The organism is Chryseobacterium sp. CG10_8, assembly GCF_058117085.1.
In genome coordinates this window covers 1-20,994 of sequence record NZ_JBYVEB010000059.1, presented here as the reverse complement: position 1 = coordinate 20,994, position 20,994 = coordinate 1, and the positions used below count along the sequence as shown (strand labels likewise).

Here is a 20,994-nt window from a genome sequence, read left to right as displayed (position 1 = left end):
TAAATACCTCCAAAAATGATACACGACAAAGATTATATGATGCGTATGATTCGCCAATTCTCAGAGTTTCTTTCCAAACTGATTTTAGGGAAGAATGAAGGAAAACCCGAAGAATTGCAATTGGTTTTTGAAACCCAAATGAAAGATATCTTCAAAATGGATTTTGAAAAGCTAGCCACATTAAACTTTCAGGAAATTGATAATATGATTACGGTTACTGAAGACAAGTATCACCAAGAGTATTATGAATTGCTAGGTCACTTATTTTATTTTAAATTTCAGGAAGAACAATCACAAGACTTTGCCCAAAAAGCATCAAAATTCTATCAGCTTTATATGGACAAAAGCAAAATATTTTCGATTCCCGTGATTCAGCGTTTAAACGAATTGAAAGTCTTTTCAGAAGATTAGAAAGAAATACTCTGTGTGTGTGTGTAATGAAACTATCATCCTGCCATGTTATTTCTAGTGATCAGTTTTTCGTATCCAACTTCAACACAATTTTGAAGTTAATTATACCAACCCACTTAACATTATTGTAGAATATTAATCATTAATACTTTATATTCGTGAAGACTTTTTGCCTCTGTATAATAAAAAGGTGGTGGCAAAATTTTTGAACATAAGAGTATGAAATACGTACAATATTTTTTGTTTTTTTTCGTGAGTTTTTTTAATGCTCAAGGTATCCTTGTACAATATGAGTATAGAAAGCAAAAAAACCTACAAGATACTACCATTGTTTCTCAGAAAACATATCTTAGAATTAATAATAACGAGTCTCTTTTCTTTAGTGAGGCTCAATATATAACAGACTCTATAATTACAATCGCAAATAAAAAAGGAGAGAGGCCAAACTTTAGATCTCTACCTGATGACCTTATTGGAGGATTTGTAAAGAAAAATCTTGATAAAACCATCACGTATTATTCTAACAATTTTTTTTATCAAGAGTTTTCATATAACGAAAAAACTGATCTAAAGTGGGAAATTACCACAACACAAAAGTCCATAATGGGTTATGATGCTATACTTGCTCAAACCAATTACGCTGGTAGAGATTATAACGCCTATTTTACCGAAGAAATACCAATTCAAGATGGGCCATATAAATTTGGAGGCTTACCTGGACTAATTTTAGAAATTACAGATTCAAAAAACTTCCATTCTTTCTCAATCACTGGAATTACACGAACAAACAGTTCTATCAATGTAACCATTCTAGAGAACAATTATGTTCATACAACAAAAGAAAAATTTGTTAAAGCAAGGCAATCCTTTGAAGGAAATCCAATGGGAAAAATGTTTGATTTAATGCAAACAACCGGCATCAAAGAGGTCAAAGACAAAAATGGAAACACCGTTGACATGGCAAAAATGCTCACTGACAAACAAAGAAAATTAATTAAGGAATTTGAATTAGAAAATAAAATTGAAATTAGCCAATAAAAAAAATAATATCTTCGAAGTGCTAGCAATAAGCTATTTCACTAGAAAGAAATCTTGTATGTTCCCGAAGACGATGTACTAGACTTTTCAGCCTTTACATATTTTTTAACCCAAGAAACGGTTGTTGATACTGCACAAGGGTCAGAAATCCCACTAAATCTTCTAGCAGAGGTAACATTTCCCGCTTTGTCAACAACATAAGAAATAGTAATATCTCCGCTCGCAGAACAGTTATGCGTTGGCTGTGCTCCTCCTCTTCCCATTGTTCCCGGTATAAAACCAACCAACTTTCTGTCAACACCTATTTTGCTATCTCCATTACCATCTCCACCTAATGGATCTCCCGCGTTTCCTGTTGTTCCGTTCGTACCTTGAGTTCCCGCTTGGGTACCTCTCCCTCTAATCAAATTTCCAACAGCAGCTGTTCCTTGACCATCCCCTCTATTTCTTGTTGTAGAAGTCGATGGCGCAGTAGAAGAGTTTCTAGTGGTACTCTTTTTCTGATTAGTGGACACTTTATCCACTTTTTTTTCAGATTTTGGCGCAGTAGCTTTAGTATTAGTTCCAGTAATTACCCTTTCTTTCACCGCTGGTGTTGATTCTACAATTGGTGCGGATTGCGGTTCTGGAGTGATCGTAGTCTGAGTATTTGCAAGACTTCCTTCTTGATTGGCCGGCTCTTCTATCCCATTACCATTTCGATTATCACCAAAATTAATCAACATGGTTGTTACCTCTTCATTTTCGGTAATTTCGGTTCTAGAAAATTTAAAATAATAAAGTAACAACAACAGCAACAAAGTAATAACCGCCGTGATAATGGCGCTATTTCTTCGATCGGTTCGTTCATTAATTCTATGTTGTACTGTATAATCCATTACTGTTCTTCAACTGTTGCTATCGCTAGATTAAAATGATGTGTTTCAGCAATTCCCATCGCAAAAACAACATCCTTATGCAAGGTTTCTTGATCTGCTCTTATCGTAAATGTTGGATTCTCCTCTCCTTTGAGTGCGGTAACCAAATAATTCTCCAATTGGTCCTTTGGAATCTCCTTGTCATTAACAAAGTACTTTCCGTCCTTGGTAATTGTAACCGATGTTGGATCTTGCACATTAGGGTTAGTGCTAACCGCTTGAGGAAGTTTGACTTCGATTGCGCTCTGAGTAATCGCAGAACTGGTAATCATGAAAAAAATCAATAACAGGAAAATAATATCTGTCATCGAAGCCATGCTGAATTCTGCGTTGACTCTATTTCTCCTTTTAAGTTCCATGTTCTTTAATTATATTGGTTTGTTCAAAGTATCTAAAAACTCATTGATGTGCGTCTGAATTTTCAAAACCAATCGGTCCACTTTGGTTACCAAAATATTATAAAAAAAGTAAGCAGGAATACCAACAAATAGCCCAGCTGCAGTGGTTGCCATCGCTGTATAAATTCCCGAGGCTAATAACTTAGGACTTACCGCTCCCGTCACATTAGAAATTTCGAAGAACGCCATAATCATCCCGATTACTGTTCCCAAAAACCCAAGCATTGGTGCTGCTCCTGATGCAGAAGCTAAAATATTAAGATTTTTCTCTAGTTTGGAAACCTCCAACTGCCCTTGATTTTGCATTGCGTTAGAAATGTCAGAAATAGGTCTTCCTACTCTTGCCAATCCTTTTTCAATCATTCTTGCTTCTGGAGAATCAATGGTTTTGCAATAATCCATTGCTGCATCAATCCTTCCTTCGTAAACAAAATCCTTGATGTTATTAAGAAAATTAGGCGTCTCCTTCCCTGCTCTTCTAATGAAAAAATATCTTTCAAAAAAAATGTAAAGCGCCAAAACGCCAAGCAAAAAGATAGAAACCATGATAATATTACTTATCAGACCTCCGCCAAAAAGAATGTCCCAAAGAGAAAATACTTTCTCTGTTGTTATATTTTGTGTTGCAGTTTTTGCTGCATTTATACTGTCTTGCATAGAAATAGTTAACTGTTATGGAACGAAAAATTCCAATGAATATTATAAATCAGAAAAACTTTACGGGAAAAATGTCTATTCTTCGTCAGAATCTACTACCTCCTCCCCAAAACTACATTTTAATTTAAAAGGAATTGGCTCATCACCTCCGGTATAGAAATCATCAATTTTTCCTTTCCAATAAAGCTGAAGCTCTCCATTTTCATTGGTTTCAAATTGAAGCTGATTTTCATAAAGAAAGGCTTCCTCATCATCAAACAAATCTACTTCGGTGTAGTCATCGTCTCCGACCTCATTAATCATTACTGTTTTTCCTTCTAGTTCTCCACTTTCCAAAGGAAAGTCATACACTTCAAAAGATAATTGAGGAAACTGATATTGTAAAGAATCATCATCTACATTATCCAAACTATCATCTGTTAGTATCTCAATCTCCAAAACATGTTGCTTATTACTATATACTGCTTTGCAATAAGTGGTTCTTATATCGTATTTTAGAGTTTCATCAGGATGATAGATTTTTAAAATCCCTTTCATAAATGCTAAAAAAATTAAGGTAATTTATTGATTGTTAAACTTTTTGAACAAAGATAAAAAATTGATTGAATGTGCAAAATTTTTTTCACGCATTTTGGCTTTGACATGACAATATGCATATCTGATGCCAACAATTGTCATATCATCTACACTTAATCGAATCCCCTAAAATGCACTTCTTTAATATGTTGAGAATTTCAGAATATCTCCTTTTTAAGAATCTAAATTCGATTATTCTTACAGAATTCGATTATTTGCATTTGGCTTAAAAAGAGGAAAACCGAATCTGAGATTCGGTTTTCCAGCAATATATATTGTAGGCAAAGTTCTATTTAGTTTGCCAAGTTTGGTTTTCTTTCGCAGTTGAACGTTTTTTACCGTTATCAATGTTATACGCGAAACCAACTCCAAGAGTTTCTTTCACCTGAGTTTTCTGAATCATGTTGTGATCATACAATAAGTCAAGTGTAATCACGGAAGAAATATATTTATTAATCTTCATATTCAGCACCCCGTTATATCCTAGAACTAGTCTTTCTGGATGATCTAGATAGTTAGAGAATACAGACCCTGTGTTAACCAATGTAATATTATCCATCAACTTAACTTTGTAAATCGCTGTTCCCAAGAAACCAAACTGGAATAAAGACGAATCTCCATCATTTTTAAGACCATAGTTTCCTGCATATTGAAGATTCTTATCCAAAACAAAAGTCCATCTAGCATTCGCTGGACGAAGTGTCATTGTAAAGTTGTCATTCGGCTTATAAGTAAAACCAGCACCAGCATTAACGTATCCTGGAGCCATAAAGTTAGAAATCATCTTGTACCCGTCAACGTCAACTCTATCACTAATCACTGAATTTGCTCCATCATAATCGTACCCTGGCGCGAATTGCGAAGCCAAACTTGCTCCCGCGGAAACATACCAATTTTTAGAAATTTTCCTACCGTAATTAGTAGATAGGTTAATGATATCTTGAGTTTTTCTTGTCCCAATTCCTTTTGTATTGGTCTGTCCGTAACCTAAGATGATAATGTTCTCCCAAAGATCTTGTCCTTTTTCGTAGGTCAAGTTATAATTGGTTCCAGCAATCCAACCAACGTTGTTGGATCCCCCTCCAACCCAGTTGGAAAATGCAGCTTGATTAAGCATCAACGTATTTTGTCCTTGGATTGACCATGCTTTTGTAGAATCTACAACAGTCTCCTGAGCGCTTGCCTGAAGTCCAATAAGACCTAAGGCAATAAAAAATATTTTTTTCATAATATGATTTGTTTTCGGGCGCAAATATAAATAATAAAATTAATTGACTAAAGCTTGAGCTTTGTTAATCCGTTTTGAAAGGCTTAAACCTTTTCTTTTCATCACCTTTATCTTTAGATGTTACGCCCAAATTATAGGCAATACCGACGCCCAATGTTTGCTTACGCTGCAAATCTGTCACCTGATCATGGTCATATACCATATCTAGACTAACCGTAGTTGTAATAAATTTGTTAAACTTAATATTAAGTGTTCCATTATAATTAATATCGACTCTCTCTGGGTGTGAAACGTAATTACTGAAAAGCTGTAATTGGTTATCAAAAGTAACATCCTTCAAAATCTTAACTCGATAAGAAACATTGACATAAGCTCCAAGCTCGGTTCTGATCTCTTGCCCATCTCTTTCGAGACCGTATCTTCCAGCTTTTTGCAAGAGTGGATCATTCACTATTGTGAACTTCCCATTAACAGGACGAACAATGATTTGAAAATTTTCATTAGGATTATAAGAAACCCCAAGACCGACATTAAGGTAGCCTGGCGCCATAAATCTAGAAATTCTATCATCAAAGGTCGGATCTGGTGTAGCAGAATAATTATAACCTGGAGAAAACTGTGACAAAAATTGAAAACCAGTGGACAAATAATAATTCTTCCCAAGGTCATACCCGTAATTGGACATCAAGTTAATGTAATCATCTGTCTTTCTACTCGTTTGTCCTTCGGAAGCTAGCCACCCATATCCCATTTGAAGAATATTTTCTAGATAATGCTTCTTGTTTTTATAGTTAAGGATATAATTGATTTTACCGTTGATACCTATATTATTATTACCTCCCGAATTCCAATTAGCAAAGGAAGCTTGATTAAACAACAGGGTGTTTTGACCATAGAAATACCATTTCTGTGGCTCTTTATAGTTATTAAGATAGAAGGGGGTTATCGGTAAATCATCCGATTGTAATGGGACAATAGTTTCAGGTTTCAGATAAACCGTATCCTTAAATGCTACTTTAAGAGTATCAATCTTAGGATTTGCCAAACTATCCATATTAGGTGATATCTTGGTCCAATTTGCCCTATTTATAGAATCCATCTTTTCTTTGACACTACCTGAAATCTGCGCCAAAACCAAATTTGCAAATGAAATAAAAAATACAATAAAAAATCTATTCATCTATACATTTTGAGTTGGCAAAATTAATATTAAAATAATAAAATCAAAACCAGAGCCATAGAACGCTGCATCTAGAAAGCTTAAAAAACGGACAATCCTTATTTATTTTTTTTTAATCATAGCTTTTTTCAGCCATTTTTGCGCACATTTGTTTTTGGTTCCTAATTTGAAATAGTGAATTCATGAAGAGTATTTTCAAACAATTTTCAGTTAAAGCAATCAAAGTCCCCATTCTGATGGTCTCAGCGATGTGGTTTGTATTTATGCTTCAGAACCTTGGTTTTTTTGAAAATTGCTGGGGAGCCATCATTCCACTGAACCCAGAAGGTCTCAAGGGGATCTTATTCTCCCCACTATTGCACGGAGATCTGCAACACATCATGGGAAATTCGGTTCCAATTTTTGTTTTGCTTTTTTTACTGTATCAATTTTATCCCAAGATAGCCTCTAAAATTTTCGGGCTGGGATGGTTCCTGTCTGGACTATTGGTTTGGCTATTACCTCCTTTTGATGTTTTTTCTGGAGACTATGCTTTGACGTGCATCATAGGAGCTAGCGGAATCATCTATGTCTTAGCCTTCTTTTTATTCTTTAGTGGAGTGCTTCGTTGGAATATGACACTTTTAACGGTATCGCTTCTAGTTGCGTTGTATTATGGAAGTTTGATTTGGGGAGTTCTACCAGAAGAATTATTTCGCAAAATGGAGGAACCCAGCCGAATTTCTTGGCAATCACACCTCTCCGGAGCCTTTGTAGGACTTGCAATGGCATACCTTTTCAAAAAAGAGGGAGAAGAGAAAAAGAAAAAATTCATTTGGGAGTTTCCAAACTACTACAGCGAAAAAGATGACAAATTGTGGCAAGCTTATCGAGAGAATCACCCTGAAGACTTCTTAGATTTACCTCAAAAAAAAGAAGAAAATATTTGGGAACATTTGGAAGAGTTGCGAAAAAACACACGCTAAATTTGATATCTTTGTTCTGATTCATCATCTAATATGACAGAAGAACACCTTTATTCTATAGCTTTAAGACGTTGTAATCTCATTGGAGACATCAACTTCTTCAAACTTGTCCGCACTACTGGTTCGGCAAAAGAAGCTTGGTTTCTTTCAAAAAAAAATCTGCAACGAATTGATGGTTTTGGAAGACGAATTCCTCTAGATATAGGTAATGAAGAACACCTCCGATTCGCTGAAAAAGAAATCGCATTTTGTCAAAAAAATGACATCACTATTCTTCTAAGACATCTTAACGATTTCCCCGAGCTTCTTAACGAATGCGAGGACGCTCCTGCCATACTGTACCTCAAAGGCAACCTCCATAAAGACAGCAAAAAGCTAAGTATGGTTGGGACACGTAACATGACCCCCTACGGAAAAGACTTTATTAAAGATTTCTTTGAAGCTTCAAAAAAGCAAAAATTTGTTTCTGTTAGTGGACTAGCTTTAGGCACAGATTCCGAGGTTCATTTGAAGTCCTTGAAATGTAAAATTCCGACCATTGCAGTTTTAGCACACGGACTGCACACCATATATCCTTCCAAAAACAAAACCCTTTCCGAAAAGATATTAGAAGAAAATGGTGCCTTGATTACTGAGTTTAACTCTTCTCACAAACCAGACCGAGAACACTTTATCCAAAGAAACAGAATTATTGCGGGGCTTTCTTCATCAACAATTGTCGTTGAGACTGCTTTTGGAGGCGGCTCTATTAGCACTGTTACTTTTGCCAATGCATACAATAGAGATGTCTATGCCTTACCGGGCAAAATAACAGACAAACAAAGTCAAGGTTGTAATCTCGTCATTTCCCAAAATAAGGCCCACACCATCTCAACCATCAAAACGCTTCTAGAACAAATTGATTTACAGCAAACTAACACGAAATTAGAAGAGCTATTTCCAAGGTCAGAAGTCCGAAAAGCTTTAACGGAAGAGCAAGAAATGGTTTACAACATCATCAAAAAGAGCCCCAAAATTTCGCTGGATGAAATGGGAACTTATCTTGATATGGCGTCCCATCAATTGCATCATATTCTCTTAGATTTGGAGCTTTCGGGCTTGGTGAAATCGCTTTCGGGGAAGCAATATATCGCAGTCTAAGCAAACATTATTTACCGCTATTTCATCTTTTTTTATCAATCGTTGTTTTTTTTATAAAAAATCAATCATTATTTTCTTATTCGTAAATAATGATTGAATTATTATTAAATTTTTACCAAAATAAAAACCTCCACTTGTGTATATTAAAAAAAAAATTAAATTTGTTAGCAATAACAATCATTTATCTCATGGAACATTATAATGTAGACCAAAAAATCCAAGAATTTATTGCAAAAGTTGAAGCGAAGAACCCCAACGAACCAGAATTTCTACAGGCTGTAAAGGAAGTTGCTGTTACAGTAATCCCTTTTATTGCAACAAGAAAGGAGTATAATGGGATGAAGCTTTTGGAAAGAATGGCTGAAGCTGAAAGGATTATTATTTTCCGAGTTCCATGGGTTGACGACAAAGGTGAAATCCAAGTTAACAGAGGTTTCAGAATCCAAATGAATTCTGCAATCGGTCCTTACAAGGGAGGAATCCGTTTCCATCCAACTGTTAATTTGTCAGTATTGAAATTCTTGGCTTTCGAACAGGTTTTCAAAAACTCTTTGACAACTCTTCCAATGGGTGGAGGAAAAGGAGGTTCTGACTTTGACCCTCAAGGAAAATCAGATATGGAAGTAATGCGCTTTTGCCAAGCTTTCATGACAGAATTATGCAAACATATCGGCCCTGAAACTGACGTTCCTGCCGGAGACATCGGTGTAGGAGCTAGAGAAATCGGATATCTTTTCGGACAATACAAAAAAATCAGAAATGAGTTCACTGGAGTATTAACTGGTAAAGGTCTTGCTTATGGAGGATCTCTAATTCGTCCAGAAGCAACTGGATACGGAGTTGTTTATTTTGCTGAGCAAATGCTGAAGACTATCGGAGAAAAAATTGAAGGAAAAATTGCAACTGTTTCTGGTTTCGGTAACGTTGCATGGGGAGTTATTAAGAAGTGGGACGAGCTAGGAGGAAAAGTAGTCACCATTTCTGGTCCTGATGGATATATCTATGACAAAGACGGTATCTCTGGAGAAAAAATCGAATATCTATTAAAGCTTCGTGCTTCTGGAAACAACAGAGCTGAAGATTACGTTAAAAAATATCCTGAAGCGCAGTTTATCGCTGGTGGAAGACCTTGGGAAATCAAATGTGATGTTGCCTTCCCTTGTGCTACTCAAAACGAGCTTGACCTAGACGATGCGAAAAAATTAGTTGAAAACGGTGTTATTTGTGTAACCGAAGCTGCTAACATGCCTTCTACACTAGACGCTATCAACTACTTCTTAGATAATAAAGTTCTGTTCTCTCCAGGTAAAGCTTCTAACGCAGGTGGAGTTGCTACTTCTGGTTTGGAAATGACTCAGAACTCTATTCGTCTTAATTGGACTTCTGAAGAGGTTGATGCAAGACTAAAAGAAATCATGATTGGCATCCACAAAGCTTGTAGAGATTATGGAAAGGAAGAAGATGGATATGTTAATTATGTAAAAGGAGCTAACATTGCAGGATTTGTAAAAGTTGCTGAAGCAATGCTTGCTCAAGGAGTTGTATAATTTCTTTTTTCACAATAAAAGCAATACGGCGATGCTCAAAGAGCATCGCCGTATTTATTTGATAAACAAATAGTAAACTTAATTATCTATTTATAAATTTCTTCTAAAATCTCAATAACTTTAAAAGGTTTCTTTTCGTCTTCACGGTCGACTTCTTCATCAAAACTTTTGACAACTTGTTCCATCATCTGAACGAGATTATCATCATTAGAACTTTGTTCGACTTCGTTTGGATTAAATTCAAAATCTTTAATCGAACAAAATACAACTTCGTTAAAATATTGACCTGCAATTTTAACCGTTCCTCTTTCTGCAATAATGGTCATCGAGCTTTCCAAATTTTTCTCAAAAACTGCCGTGGAAAAATTTAATTGGGCTAAAGCTTGATTATCTTCCAATTCAAATGTCACACTTCCTGTATCTTCAATTTCGATTAAATTCTGATGTCGGAAAGTTTTCAATTGAACATTCTCTACCTTCGAAACACCAAATAGCCAATCCAATAAGTCGAGAAAATGAAAAAACTGGGTGTATAATGTTCCTCCGTCTAATTTCTTGGTTCCTTTCCAAGAATTAGGAGTATAATACACCTCATTTCTGCTCCAAAAACAATTGGTTTGCACAAAATAGATTTTCCCTAAAAGTTCCTTATCTAAGATATTTTTTAAAAACTTGGACGTCCCCGAAAAACGATTCTGTCCAACGAGAAAAATTCTTTTCCCTGTTTTTTCTGCTAGTTGATGTAGCTCTTGCCCTTCTTCTTTTGTAAAACAGAACGGTTTATCCAAAAGAACATGATATCCACTTTCCAAAAGCAATTTCGCGGACGGAAAATGGTCATAATTAGGGGTAGAAACTACTACGACATCGACATTTCTGGGTTCTTGCAAAAAAAAATTCAGACTTTGAAAATATTCAAAGTCCGAATTAGTATCAAGTTCTTGATGGTCAATAATCGCATAAACAACTGCATTCTCGGTTTTTTGTAAAGCATTTAAGTGCTTTTTCCCCATAAAACCGAATCCTAAAATTGCGAATCGAAGCATATTATGTCTTTTGCATTTTTTTCTTGTTCTGCATTTCCAGTCCTGTTTTTTCTTCGTTAAGTTCAAGGACAATCGCTTCGTTTTCGACCATTTGTTTGCTTACCAACATTTCCGCTAGCAAATCTTCAATATATTTTTGAATAGCTCTCTTCAAAGGTCTAGCTCCAAAATCTTTATCCCATCCTTTTTCGGCGATAAAGTTTTTAGCCTCTTCTGTAAGTTCTACTTTGTAGCCTAATTTATCTAATCTTGCATAAAGCTTGCTCAATTCAAGATCAATAATTTTCTTGATATCTTCTTGTTCCAAAGAGTTAAAGATAATGATATCGTCAATTCTATTAAGGAATTCCGGCGCAAATGCTTTTTTCAAAGCATTCTCAATAGTTGACCTTGCTCTTGCATCGCTACTAGATTTTTTAGCTGATGTTCCAAATCCTACTCCGTCACCAAAATCTTTTAAATCTCTTGTTCCGATATTGGAAGTAAGAATGATAATCGTATTTCGGAAATCTATTTTTCTTCCTAAAGAATCCGTTACATGACCTTCGTCTAAAATCTGTAATAAAATGTTGAAAACATCTGGATGCGCTTTTTCGATTTCATCTAAAAGTACAACCGCATAAGGTTTTCTACGCACCGCTTCTGTCAACTGCCCTCCTTCTTCGTAACCAACATATCCTGGAGGCGCTCCTACTAATCTAGAAACAGCAAATTTCTCCATATACTCGCTCATGTCGATTCTAATCAAAGCTTCATCAGAGTCGAAAAGCTCTCTTGCCATTACTTTAGCCAGCTCAGTCTTACCAACCCCAGTTGTTCCTAAGAAAATAAATGTTCCAATAGGATGGTTTGGATCTTTAAGACCCGCTCTGTTTCTTTGGATCGCTTTAACAACCTTCTTAACAGCGTCTTCCTGACCGATAACTTTTCCGTTGAGTTTGTCATCCATCTGAGCTAATTTATCAAGCTCATTTTTGCCAACCTTCGTTACAGGTACTCCACTCATCATAGAAACCACTTCAGCTACATTTTCTTCCGTAACCTCTTCTTTCTTCTCCTTCACCTCCTTGTCCCATTCTTCCTGAGCGACAAATAACTCTCTTTGTAAGCGCTCCTCCTCATCCTTCAGCTTTCTAGCTTCTAAATAATCTTGAGCTTTAACGGCTTTTTGTTTAAGATCTTTAATTTCCTCAATCTTCTGTTCATGCTCAATAATTAAAGAAGGAACTTTCATGTTTTTGATATACACTCTTGATCCTGCTTCGTCCATCGCATCAATAGCCTTGTCTGGAAGGAAACGATCGGTAATATATCTTGCTGTAAGATTTACACAAGCATTAATGGCTTCATCCGTATAATGAACATTGTGATGATCTTCATACTTATCCTTAATCTGGTTAAGAATCAGAATAGTCTCTTCAATCGAAGTAGGCTCCACCATCACTTTTTGGAAACGTCTTTCTAACGCTCCATCTTTTTCGATATACTGACGATACTCATCTAATGTTGTAGCACCAATACATTGAATTTCTCCCCTTGCCAAAGCAGGTTTGAACATATTAGAAGCGTCTAAACTACCTGTTGAACTACCAGCACCAACAATAGTGTGCAATTCATCGATGAAAAGAATAACATCACGATTTTTCTCTAACTCAGTCATAATCGCTTTCATTCTTTCTTCGAATTGTCCACGATATTTGGTTCCTGCAACCAAACTAGCCAAGTCCAAAGTAATCACTCGTTTGTTATATAAAACTCTTGAAACTTTTTTCTGTTGAATTCTCAAAGCCAGTCCTTCCGCAATTGCAGATTTACCTACTCCTGGTTCACCAATGAGAAGAGGATTGTTTTTCTTTCTTCTCGATAGAATTTGCGAAACCCTTTCTATTTCCTTCTCTCTTCCGATAACTGGATCCAACTTCCCTTCACTTGCAAGTGCAGTTAAGTCTCTTCCAAAATTATCTAAAGTTGGAGTCTTAGTTTTACCTGTTCCGAGATTTCCTGTTGGTCTTCTCATTTGACCGTACTCTTCTCTTTCTTCATCATCATCGTAAGCACTCATCTTTGGACCTTGTCCTGAATTTTTTAACATCGTTTGATACTCTTTTGAAACTCTTTCGTAATCAATATCATAAGCCCCTAGAATATTTGAAGTCGGATCCTCATATCGATACAAGATTCCTAGCAACAGATGAACCGTATTAATCTCGTTGGCTTTGTATTGACGACACTCTAACTCTGCTCTTTTTACAGACTGATCCGCCATTTTTGTAAATGGAATCTGAGCCTGTTCCTCAGCTAAAGGATTAGCAGAAGAAGCATTAAGAGTTTCTATTTTTCTTTTAATTTGAACCAAATCAGCGTTAAGACTTTGAAGGATTTCTCTTGCAGAATTTTCCGTTTTCAAAATCCCTAACAGCAAATGTTCGGTATTAAGGAACTCGCTTTTCAATCGAAGCGCTTCCTTTTTGCTCTGTTTGAACACTTTGTCCAAACCGTTTGAAAATTTATAATCCATAATATTTATTCCCAAATAAGTTATAAAGTTAAGGATTTCTCCTTATCCTCAAATAAAGTTACAAATACTTTACCAAATAAATATCACATGACTTTATGACACATATTTTCTACTTTAATGCAAAAAAATGGTTAGGTTTGCCAAAATTTTTCCCTAAATATGAATCCCGAATTAGTTGACTATATTGGTTATGCTGCGTCAGCATTTGTTGTAACTAGCTTTATTCTGAAGGACCTTAAAAAAATTAGGCTCACTAACTTAATTGGTTGTATTCTTTTTGTCATTTATGGTGTAAACTCAGGAGAAAAAATAATGTGGCCAATTGTTATTCCTAATGCCATATTGTGTTTTGTCCAAGTATACAATTTATTGAAAAACGACAAAAAAGAAAAAACCGTATAATAAATACCCTATTCAATGAAAGTTCTTGTAAGTGTTTTCAACAACCTATATACTGACCAACGCGTAGAAAAAGTGTGCAAAACACTTTTTGAAAATGGATACGAAATCGAGCTTATCGGAAATTCTTGGGGAGGAACCCCCGAGTTCACTAGGCCGTACAAAACATACAGAATCCCTTTAAAATCAAAAGTTTTAAGGTATGCTTACATAGAATTTAACAAAAAACTTTATTCCGAGTTATTGAGAAGGGCGGATTCCAACACTATACTTCTAGCTAATGACTTGGACTCCTTGTTACCTAATTATTTGGTTTCCAAAAAGAAAAATATTCCCTTGGTGTTCGACAGTCATGAGATTTTCACAGAAATGCCAGCAGTACAAGGAAGATGGGTACAAAAAGTGTGGAGAGCATTGGAAAAAAGACTGGTGCCAAAGATGAACCTCATGATGACAGAAAGTGAAAGCTATGCAGAATGGTTTAACAATAAATATGGTGCAAATCCAATTGTGGTTAGAAATATTCCAAGAAAACTAGTTGCGCCAGACTCTTTTCCAGAAAACTCGCCCAAAATAATGATTTATCAAGGCGCCATCAATCAATCGAGAGGTCTGCCTCAAGCTATTAAAGCGATGCATTTTTTGGAAAACCTAGAGTTTCGAATTGCTGGTGACGGTCCCAAGCGAAAAGAATTAGAAGCTCTTGTCATATGCGAAAAACTTGAAGATAAAGTTAAATTTGTGGGGAATCTTCATCCTGATGAATTAAGAAAATTTACAAGAGTTGCCGATGTTGGAATCAGTGTAGAAGAAAATGGTGGAGTAAGTTACTTATACTCTCTCCCCAACAAAGTTTCAGATTACATCCAAGCTCGCGTTCCGCTGGTTATGATTAATTTCCCCGAAATGATGCGAGTCAAAAGCAAATTTGACGTTGGTGAAGTCATAGAAAATCACAATCCAGAAGTGATGGCAACTGCCATCAAAAAAGTCATTGCCAATGGAAGAGCACACTATTTACCAGAACTTAGCAAAGCTTCTGAAGCGTTGTGCTGGGAAAATGAAGAAGAAAAAATTCTTGGTCTTTTCCAAAAAGCAAAAGAACGATTTCAAAACTAATTGTATATCTACAGCTTAGTAACATACCTTATTTCATCATCAAAGTTTTTATCTTTGTAAAAATTGAAGCATGACCATCGCCGAAAAACAACAAGAAATCATCAATGAATTTGACTTTCTAGATGATTGGGAACAGAAATACGAGTACATCATAGATTTGGGAAAACAACTGAAAGGCCTTCCTGAAGAAAAGAAAATAGATGCTAACCTCATCAAAGGTTGCCAATCCAAAGTTTGGCTAGATGCAGAATATAAAGATGGTAAACTATATTTTGACGCTGATTCTGACGGAATCCTTCCAAAAGGAATTGTTTCGCTTTTGATTTCAATCTACAGCGGACACCCGACACAAGAGATATTGGACTCTGACTTTAATTTTATTTCAGAAATTGGACTACAAGAATTTTTATCACCATCAAGAGCCAACGGATTGATGGCAATGACTAAGCAAATAAAATTCTACGCGGTTGCCTATCAAATGAAGTCATGATAAAGATTCTTGCATATCGTTTTTCTGCGTTTGGAGATGTTGCCATGACTGTGCCTGTCATCAGAGAATTCTTGGAGCAAAATCCAGGAGTCGAAATCTACATGGTATCAAGAGAGAATTTTAGAAATCTTTTTGATGACATCCCCAACGTGAAGTTTATCGGAATAGACTTTGAGCAATACAAAGGTTTCCTTGGAATAAGCAAGTTAGGGAAAAGACTCCTTGAAGAAATTAACCCAACTTTTGTTGCCGATTTACATGATGTTATTCGATCCAAAATCCTCAATAAATTTTTTAAAAGAAAAGGACACAAGGTTTTCAAAATCAACAAAGGCAAGGAAGAAAAAGAAAAACTAACCGACGTCTGGAATCTTGAAAAACAACAACTAAAAGCAACGACAGAAAGATACGCTGATGTTTTTCGAGACATGGGCTTCCCCTTAATGCTTTCTCATCAATACAGAAGAACACCTAATAATAAGTCAGGAATAGGTATCGCTCCATTCGCTCAACACGAAGGAAAAATGCTTCCTCTAGAAAAAACTTTTGAGATTGCTAAAACCCTTTCAAGACATGAGAAAATCTTTTTCTTTGGAGGTGGTAAATCAGAAGTGGAAACCTTAAAAAAATGGGAACAAGAGATTCCTAATTCCGAGTGTCTTGCAGGAAAGCTTGATTTAAAGGGAGAGCTACAAAAGATATCTGAGCTAAGGCTTATGATTTCGATGGATTCCGCTAATATGCATTTGGCAAGCTTAATGGGAACGAGATGTGTCTCCATTTGGTGCTCTACACATCCATATGCTGGATTTTTAGGCTACGGTCAAAGTGAAGATGACATTATCCAAGTCAGCGATTTAACTTGTCGTCCTTGCTCTGTTTTTGGTGATAAAAAATGCTTCCGTGGAGATTACGCCTGTTTACATGAAATCAATATCCAAGATATTATCGACAAGGCTTTGAAATAAAAAGTGGGCAATACAGGATTCGAACCAGTGACCTCTGCGATGTCAACGCAACGCTCTAAACCAACTGAGCTAATTGCCCGAAAAACTTAAAAAAAAATCTCTCAATAATGAGAGATTTTTTTGTGGGTCCTGAGGGATTCGAACCTACACAAAAAACTTCCATATTGACAGGAGTTTGCAAATATATAATAATTAGGGTATGCCTAAAAGTATGCCTTTTAGTCTAAAATTTCTCTTAGAATATTTGATTTTATTTCTTCTAAGCAATTTGAGTTGCCATAGATTATGAGTAATGTATTGGGTTTCTTTAGAAATAGGAATAATTGTAGTTCTCCTGAATGATATTCATATACTTCATAATTGGTATCTAGTTCATAGATGGGAAAGTGATACTTGTATTTTAGAATTCTCTTAATCTCCTCAATGGTTTTCATTTCTATATGAAAGAAAGTTAAGATTACAGCTTCTAGTCTATCCCAGTAGAAAATGAGTTCAGTTTTATCTGAAATAATATTCATAAAATTCTTTACTTCTTCTAGATACATATAGCTGTCATAATTTGGGATTCTTTCTACATCCATTACTTCTAAATCAAACTCCCAAACTTCATAATCTAGTCCTATTTCAAAGGGTAAATTGAACTTTTCCATAATTTTTGGGTATAAAAAAACCACTCATTTCGAGTGGCTAATTTTTCTCTAGGCATAATTCTATTTTAGACATATTTTTTCAGAAATCATAGCTAACAAGTTACCTAATGGTTCTAATTCCTTACTTGAATTATCAAAATTACTGGCACTTATAAAATTTCCATTTTCAGATAAAACTATTATATCATAAGTGTTTCCAAGTTTATTTTTACAATCTAAAATAGTCCTGACTATTAAACTTGCATTTTCATACCTAATTCCTCCAATCTCCATAACATACATTTTAGTTTTTGTCCAAAACTCATAAGTTGAGTTATTGCTAGTTTTTGTTGAGTCTATTCTTATAGAGTTTCCTATAAGGTAGGTTTCACCTATTTTTATGTCATTGCTTTTAACATCCTTTATAAATATTTCATTAGTCTGAGCATTCACAAAGAATGACCAACTTATAAGTATTATTGTAAAAATCTGTTTCATCATTTAAAATATTTGAGGGTTTCTATTAATTCTTTTGTTTAACCTAGTGAGGTTGGGTACTTTTTCTTGTGTAATTCTCTCTAAATCATAATAGAGTTCTAGAAATACACTATCATGCTCTTTTATTGGGCAACAGCAAGGCAATGGTTTTTCATATTTGTAAAAGAATTTGTACCATTTTTTGCAGTTAGTAATGGGCAAGGCTTTGTAAAACTCATCTTCATATTTCATCAGCCACCAAATAATATGATTTAGCTCTAGTGTATTTGAGAGGTTTTGAAGTTCTTCTATGTAGGTTTGGCATTTCATTTTTTCTTTTTATGAAATAAATTTCTAATCAGTATGATTGGAAGAAAAAGTATATACCCAATAATTTCCCCACTTTTATCCATATCACTGTTGAGATATGGATTGCGTGACTCCTTTTTATAGTATAGTCCATCTGTCATTAGATAGCCTATAATGATGTAAGCAATAATCCAAATAATTGTCATAATTCAACACTTGCCATATATGGCATTTAATTAAACAAATATAAGGAGCACCTTTGACTTGTCAAATAAGTCAAGTTGGAAAAATCTGAAATTCTTAAAATTGTAGGTAAAAGAATTAAAGAAGTGAGAGAATCTAAGGGTTTATCTCAAGTAGAACTTGTTGGCAAAATGCAAGGAGAAATAGACCCTACTAATATTTCTAGAATAGAATCTGGTAGAACCAATCCCACTATCTATACACTCTATAGAATTGCAGAAGCATTGGAAGTTAAAGTTATTGAACTAATAGATATTAAAAATTAAGATTTCGCTATTAGGTAGTTAGCCCTGTAAAATCATTTGTTCCTTCTAGAACTACAGAATATTATCCTATAAAGTTTCAAAGTAGCTTCCTAAAAGTTATTTTCTTCACAATTTGGCTATAATACTATATCTTGAATTTTTATTTCTCATAAGATTTCAGCTATTTTAAGTGATATCATGGCTCTTTCACACACGCATTACATTTCTTGAAATTTATCTAACTCAACCTCTAAAATGACTACTTCAGTTTTATCAGTGTAGCAATTATTCTCCTTAGCATATAAATTGGCTAATTCAAAACTACTAAATACCCCCAAAAACACTCTGCTGAACTTGAATTTATGCAAGTTTGTTTCAAATAATACATATACATTTTTCATTAATCTAAAATTTAAAAAATACTACCATAATAGGAGAAAAAAAATAGAAGAAAATGAGTTCTAAACTATATTAAGAATAGAACTCATAAGTGGTTATTTAAAAAGCTTCTTCTAATTCATACTTTCCATTCTTGGAAAAAGTATTTACATCTGCCTCAAAATTCTTTTCTACAACAGGTTTAGCTGGTGCTTCTGGAACATACATATAGCTGTGAGTGAGCAAAATAACCTCTCCTGTATCACGAACTGTATATTCATAAGGAGGGCATTCTACTTTTTTCACACTACCTGCAATTTCACTACCAATCAAGGCTTTGCAAGTTTCTTCATCAAAAGTGGAAGTAATGTAGGCTTTCTTGGCTGTAGCATAGAAACTGCCTGTACTTTGAGATTGTACCATTTCAATACCTCCAGAAATTTCTAGGGCAAAAAATTCTCTTCCATCTTCTGCCATTCTTTTTTTGTAATTGATAATTCGTACCATTGTTTTTGATTTTTGAGTTAAAGTTTAATTGATAAGATTTGCACATACTTATAGCATATTTCTACAACTATCACCTAGAGAAATAAGGCTATGAACTATCTACAAAGCCCAACACACATGTGTCTGCGTGCAGTAATAAGTGGGGGTATTTCGTGGGAGTGTGGGGTTAATAAATTACTAAGCCTATTAATGCTATAAAACTAAAGCACTTGAAGTCTCTAAAAGTTTCCTTTGAAAGTCTATGAGTTAAAACCCATGCCAAGATGCAGCAGAACTTTCATAACATTCTGTACACTTTGTTTAGTTATCATTCCTGTAAGGCTAGGAAATAAATCTTATCAAAGCTAACTCATCATTTTTATCTGCCTGAAAATAATTATGATTACTGAAATCAAACTTAAAAATATAGCAACCTATACAGATGAAGTGATTATTTCAGATGTTAAAAAAGTAAATTTCTTTTTTGGAAGTAATGGCACAGGAAAATCTACTTTAGCGAAATACTTATATAACATTAGCTTAGATTCTGAAAAACAAAATAACAGTTTTGATTATTGTAGTCAAACAGGATATGATAGTTCTAATTATCAAATTTTAGTTTATGATGAAAAATTCATTGAAAGAAATTTCATCAATAAAGATATTCAAAAAGGGATTTTCTCACTAAATGAGACAAATGAAGAAATAGACACCTTAATATCTAATGAACAATCAATATTAAATTTATACGAAAACTATCTGAAAGAAAATATAGAAAAAGCAAAGGCAGAGATTGTAGCCAAAGCAGAAAAATCATATGCTGATTTAAAGGATTATTGCTTTGAAGAGAGAAAAAATACCATAAAATCATTTCTTAAGATTAAAGAAAATTTCCCATACAAAAGAACTCAAAATAATTATGACAAGATTTATAATACTCTTCAAAATAATGAAAATCTAGGAAGTATCACTTTTGAAGATTTGGTAAGTGAATATAGAAAATATTTTGAAGATGATTTAAAAAATATAGATGCCAATATTTCAAAAAATACTTACAAGAAAATCAGAACATTAGAGTTAATATTAAGTGAATTACTTAAAGAAGTTATTATTGGTAATGATGATGTTGATATATCCAAAATAATAAATGACTTAAACAATAAGAGTTGGGTAGAGCAAGGAATTACTTATTTGAACAAAGATTTGGAAAATCAAATATGCCCTTTCTGTCAAAATGAAACAGTTAATAAAAGTTTGATTGAAAAATTTGAAAAATATTTTGATGAAAACTATAAAAATAAGATTAATCAAATTGAAGCATTGAAACAACAATATTTAAGTATAACAGGTTCTTTTTTAAATGAAGTAAAAAATGTCTCAGATGTTTTCAATGTTGGTAATAAAGCAAGCAATCTTTACACAGAATTAAAACAAATATTTGATGATAATGTTAAGAATATTGAGTACAAAATAAAATCCTCTAATGAAAAGAAAGATTTTCATTCAATATTAGATTTTAAAAATAAGATAGTTGAAATTAATAAATCCATTTTTGAAAACAATGTGAGTTTTCAAAATTTGGAAAAAAATAAGAGTGCTTTTGAAGAAAATATTTGGTTCTATTTGGCTG

Annotated in this window: 24 protein-coding genes and 1 tRNA gene; 11 read left to right on the top strand and 14 right to left on the bottom strand. The window is 34.3% G+C overall.

Going from position 1 to position 20,994, the window contains the following annotated elements; translation table 11 throughout:
• The first annotated feature begins 15 nt into the window (after nt 1–15).
• Together AC4AGG_RS10440 and AC4AGG_RS10435 are read left to right on the top strand one after the other, a co-directional pair.
• Nucleotides 16–411, top strand: coding sequence for a DUF6483 family protein (locus tag AC4AGG_RS10440; RefSeq protein ID WP_489771938.1), 396 nt, complete (start codon nt 16–18; stop codon nt 409–411).
• A gap of 219 nt (nt 412–630) precedes the next feature.
• The gene (locus tag AC4AGG_RS10435) at nt 631–1,449 is read left to right on the top strand and encodes a GLPGLI family protein (protein WP_489771937.1); all 819 of its coding nucleotides are present in this window, start codon (nt 631–633) and stop codon (nt 1,447–1,449) included.
• A gap of 41 nt (nt 1,450–1,490) precedes the next feature.
• Here AC4AGG_RS10435 and AC4AGG_RS10430 read toward each other — a convergent pair whose 3' ends face one another.
• The 6 genes from AC4AGG_RS10430 to AC4AGG_RS10405 all read right to left on the bottom strand — a co-directional run bounded on the left by AC4AGG_RS10430 (nt 1,491) and on the right by AC4AGG_RS10405 (nt 6,405).
• Nucleotides 1,491–2,327: a ferric siderophore ABC transporter substrate-binding protein gene (locus tag AC4AGG_RS10430; RefSeq protein WP_489771936.1), complete on the bottom strand. Its 837-nt coding sequence runs from the start codon at nt 2,325–2,327 to the stop codon at nt 1,491–1,493.
• On the bottom strand, nt 2,327–2,725 hold the full coding sequence (locus tag AC4AGG_RS10425) for an ExbD/TolR family protein (protein ID WP_489771935.1): 399 nt from the start codon (nt 2,723–2,725) through the stop codon (nt 2,327–2,329). The genes AC4AGG_RS10430 and AC4AGG_RS10425 overlap by 1 nt, the downstream gene beginning before the upstream one ends.
• 9 nt (nt 2,726–2,734) lie before the next feature.
• Entirely contained in the window at nt 2,735–3,421 is a 687-nt protein-coding gene (locus tag AC4AGG_RS10420) for a MotA/TolQ/ExbB proton channel family protein (protein WP_489771934.1), read from the bottom strand.
• Between the two features lie 75 nt (nt 3,422–3,496).
• Nucleotides 3,497–3,958 carry a hypothetical protein gene (locus AC4AGG_RS10415; RefSeq protein WP_489771933.1) on the bottom strand — a complete coding sequence of 154 codons (462 nt, stop codon included), beginning with the start codon at nt 3,956–3,958 and terminating at the stop codon, nt 3,497–3,499.
• A 328-nt stretch (nt 3,959–4,286) separates the two neighbouring features.
• Complete coding sequence (locus tag AC4AGG_RS10410; RefSeq protein WP_489771932.1) at nt 4,287–5,225, bottom strand: DUF3078 domain-containing protein; 939 nt, start codon at nt 5,223–5,225, stop codon at nt 4,287–4,289.
• A 64-nt stretch (nt 5,226–5,289) separates the two neighbouring features.
• A complete protein-coding gene (locus AC4AGG_RS10405) occupies nt 5,290–6,405 on the bottom strand; it encodes a DUF3078 domain-containing protein (protein WP_489771931.1) in 1,116 nt (371 codons plus the stop codon).
• A 191-nt stretch (nt 6,406–6,596) separates the two neighbouring features.
• On the opposite strand from AC4AGG_RS10405, the gene AC4AGG_RS10400 reads away from it, so the two are divergent.
• From AC4AGG_RS10400 to gdhA, 3 genes are all read left to right on the top strand, one after another.
• Nucleotides 6,597–7,370, top strand: a complete 774-nt coding sequence (locus AC4AGG_RS10400) for a rhomboid family intramembrane serine protease (RefSeq protein WP_489771940.1) — start codon at nt 6,597–6,599, stop codon at nt 7,368–7,370.
• Between the two features lie 33 nt (nt 7,371–7,403).
• The gene (gene dprA / locus AC4AGG_RS10395) at nt 7,404–8,510 is read left to right on the top strand and encodes a DNA-processing protein DprA (protein WP_489771930.1); all 1,107 of its coding nucleotides are present in this window, start codon (nt 7,404–7,406) and stop codon (nt 8,508–8,510) included.
• A gap of 188 nt (nt 8,511–8,698) precedes the next feature.
• The gene (gene gdhA / locus AC4AGG_RS10390; RefSeq protein ID WP_489771939.1) at nt 8,699–10,057 is read left to right on the top strand and encodes an NADP-specific glutamate dehydrogenase; all 1,359 of its coding nucleotides are present in this window, start codon (nt 8,699–8,701) and stop codon (nt 10,055–10,057) included.
• Between the two features lie 86 nt (nt 10,058–10,143).
• On the opposite strand, the gene AC4AGG_RS10385 is transcribed toward gdhA, so the two are convergent.
• Entirely contained in the window at nt 10,144–11,103 is a 960-nt protein-coding gene (locus AC4AGG_RS10385) for a Gfo/Idh/MocA family protein (RefSeq protein ID WP_489771929.1), read from the bottom strand.
• 1 nt (nt 11,104) lies between these two features.
• Nucleotides 11,105–13,621, bottom strand: a complete 2,517-nt coding sequence (locus tag AC4AGG_RS10380; protein ID WP_489771928.1) for an ATP-dependent Clp protease ATP-binding subunit — start codon at nt 13,619–13,621, stop codon at nt 11,105–11,107.
• 159 nt (nt 13,622–13,780) lie between these two features.
• On the opposite strand from AC4AGG_RS10380, the gene AC4AGG_RS10375 reads away from it, so the two are divergent.
• From AC4AGG_RS10375 to AC4AGG_RS10360, 4 genes are all read left to right on the top strand, one after another.
• Nucleotides 13,781–14,023 carry a uroporphyrinogen decarboxylase gene (locus AC4AGG_RS10375; protein WP_489771927.1) on the top strand — a complete coding sequence of 81 codons (243 nt, stop codon included), beginning with the start codon at nt 13,781–13,783 and terminating at the stop codon, nt 14,021–14,023.
• A 15-nt stretch (nt 14,024–14,038) separates the two neighbouring features.
• A complete protein-coding gene (locus tag AC4AGG_RS10370) occupies nt 14,039–15,139 on the top strand; it encodes a glycosyltransferase (RefSeq protein ID WP_489771926.1) in 1,101 nt (366 codons plus the stop codon).
• Between the two features lie 70 nt (nt 15,140–15,209).
• Nucleotides 15,210–15,629 (top strand): SufE family protein, encoded by a 420-nt coding sequence (locus AC4AGG_RS10365; RefSeq protein ID WP_489771925.1) that lies wholly within the window; start codon nt 15,210–15,212, stop codon nt 15,627–15,629.
• Entirely contained in the window at nt 15,626–16,597 is a 972-nt protein-coding gene (locus AC4AGG_RS10360; protein ID WP_489771924.1) for a glycosyltransferase family 9 protein, read from the top strand. Before AC4AGG_RS10365 ends, AC4AGG_RS10360 begins: the two co-directional genes overlap by 4 nt.
• Nucleotides 16,598–16,601: 4 nt before the next feature.
• On the opposite strand, the gene AC4AGG_RS10355 is transcribed toward AC4AGG_RS10360, so the two are convergent.
• From AC4AGG_RS10355 to AC4AGG_RS10340, 4 genes are all read right to left on the bottom strand, one after another.
• A tRNA-Val gene (locus tag AC4AGG_RS10355) sits at nt 16,602–16,676 on the bottom strand.
• Between the two features lie 139 nt (nt 16,677–16,815).
• Entirely contained in the window at nt 16,816–17,247 is a 432-nt protein-coding gene (locus AC4AGG_RS10350) for a hypothetical protein (protein WP_489771923.1), read from the bottom strand.
• Between the two features lie 60 nt (nt 17,248–17,307).
• Nucleotides 17,308–17,727: a hypothetical protein gene (locus tag AC4AGG_RS10345; RefSeq protein ID WP_489771922.1), complete on the bottom strand. Its 420-nt coding sequence runs from the start codon at nt 17,725–17,727 to the stop codon at nt 17,308–17,310.
• Entirely contained in the window at nt 17,728–18,033 is a 306-nt protein-coding gene (locus tag AC4AGG_RS10340; RefSeq protein ID WP_489771921.1) for a hypothetical protein, read from the bottom strand.
• A gap of 260 nt (nt 18,034–18,293) precedes the next feature.
• Between AC4AGG_RS10340 and AC4AGG_RS10335 the strand changes: the two genes are divergently transcribed.
• Complete coding sequence (locus AC4AGG_RS10335; RefSeq protein ID WP_489771920.1) at nt 18,294–18,521, top strand: helix-turn-helix domain-containing protein; 228 nt, start codon at nt 18,294–18,296, stop codon at nt 18,519–18,521.
• Nucleotides 18,522–18,718: 197 nt separating this feature from the next.
• On the opposite strand, the gene AC4AGG_RS10330 is transcribed toward AC4AGG_RS10335, so the two are convergent.
• The gene (locus tag AC4AGG_RS10330; protein ID WP_489771919.1) at nt 18,719–18,901 is read right to left on the bottom strand and encodes a hypothetical protein; all 183 of its coding nucleotides are present in this window, start codon (nt 18,899–18,901) and stop codon (nt 18,719–18,721) included.
• Nucleotides 18,902–18,998: 97 nt separating this feature from the next.
• On the bottom strand, nt 18,999–19,385 hold the full coding sequence (locus AC4AGG_RS10325; protein ID WP_489771918.1) for a hypothetical protein: 387 nt from the start codon (nt 19,383–19,385) through the stop codon (nt 18,999–19,001).
• Between the two features lie 378 nt (nt 19,386–19,763).
• Here AC4AGG_RS10325 and AC4AGG_RS10320 point away from each other — a divergent pair.
• Nucleotides 19,764–20,994, top strand: a 1,231-nt coding sequence (locus tag AC4AGG_RS10320) for an AAA family ATPase (protein WP_489771917.1), incomplete at its 3' end; no start/stop codon positions are given.

Bases quoted from the DNA above. Each gene is read 5' to 3' on its own strand.
- AC4AGG_RS10380 (WP_489771928.1), bottom strand. From the start codon at position 13,621: ATGGATTATAAATTTTCAAACGGTTTGGACAAAGTGTTCAAACAGAGC.
- AC4AGG_RS10440 (WP_489771938.1), top strand. From the start codon at position 16: ATGATACACGACAAAGATTATATGATGCGTATGATTCGCCAATTCTCA.
- gdhA (WP_489771939.1), top strand. From the start codon at position 8,699: ATGGAACATTATAATGTAGACCAAAAAATCCAAGAATTTATTGCAAAA.
- AC4AGG_RS10330 (WP_489771919.1), bottom strand. From the start codon at position 18,901: ATGAAAAATGTATATGTATTATTTGAAACAAACTTGCATAAATTCAAG.
- AC4AGG_RS10420 (WP_489771934.1), bottom strand. From the start codon at position 3,421: ATGCAAGACAGTATAAATGCAGCAAAAACTGCAACACAAAATATAACA.
- AC4AGG_RS10385 (WP_489771929.1), bottom strand. From the start codon at position 11,103: ATGCTTCGATTCGCAATTTTAGGATTCGGTTTTATGGGGAAAAAGCAC.
- AC4AGG_RS10345 (WP_489771922.1), bottom strand. From the start codon at position 17,727: ATGATGAAACAGATTTTTACAATAATACTTATAAGTTGGTCATTCTTT.
- AC4AGG_RS10375 (WP_489771927.1), top strand. From the start codon at position 13,781: ATGAATCCCGAATTAGTTGACTATATTGGTTATGCTGCGTCAGCATTT.
- AC4AGG_RS10350 (WP_489771923.1), bottom strand. From the start codon at position 17,247: ATGGAAAAGTTCAATTTACCCTTTGAAATAGGACTAGATTATGAAGTT.
- AC4AGG_RS10410 (WP_489771932.1), bottom strand. From the start codon at position 5,225: ATGAAAAAAATATTTTTTATTGCCTTAGGTCTTATTGGACTTCAGGCA.
- AC4AGG_RS10365 (WP_489771925.1), top strand. From the start codon at position 15,210: ATGACCATCGCCGAAAAACAACAAGAAATCATCAATGAATTTGACTTT.
- AC4AGG_RS10415 (WP_489771933.1), bottom strand. From the start codon at position 3,958: ATGAAAGGGATTTTAAAAATCTATCATCCTGATGAAACTCTAAAATAC.
- AC4AGG_RS10340 (WP_489771921.1), bottom strand. From the start codon at position 18,033: ATGAAATGCCAAACCTACATAGAAGAACTTCAAAACCTCTCAAATACA.
- AC4AGG_RS10430 (WP_489771936.1), bottom strand. From the start codon at position 2,327: ATGGATTATACAGTACAACATAGAATTAATGAACGAACCGATCGAAGA.
- AC4AGG_RS10405 (WP_489771931.1), bottom strand. From the start codon at position 6,405: ATGAATAGATTTTTTATTGTATTTTTTATTTCATTTGCAAATTTGGTT.
- AC4AGG_RS10370 (WP_489771926.1), top strand. From the start codon at position 14,039: ATGAAAGTTCTTGTAAGTGTTTTCAACAACCTATATACTGACCAACGC.
- AC4AGG_RS10435 (WP_489771937.1), top strand. From the start codon at position 631: ATGAAATACGTACAATATTTTTTGTTTTTTTTCGTGAGTTTTTTTAAT.
- AC4AGG_RS10360 (WP_489771924.1), top strand. From the start codon at position 15,626: ATGATAAAGATTCTTGCATATCGTTTTTCTGCGTTTGGAGATGTTGCC.
- dprA (WP_489771930.1), top strand. From the start codon at position 7,404: ATGACAGAAGAACACCTTTATTCTATAGCTTTAAGACGTTGTAATCTC.
- AC4AGG_RS10425 (WP_489771935.1), bottom strand. From the start codon at position 2,725: ATGGAACTTAAAAGGAGAAATAGAGTCAACGCAGAATTCAGCATGGCT.
- AC4AGG_RS10325 (WP_489771918.1), bottom strand. From the start codon at position 19,385: ATGGTACGAATTATCAATTACAAAAAAAGAATGGCAGAAGATGGAAGA.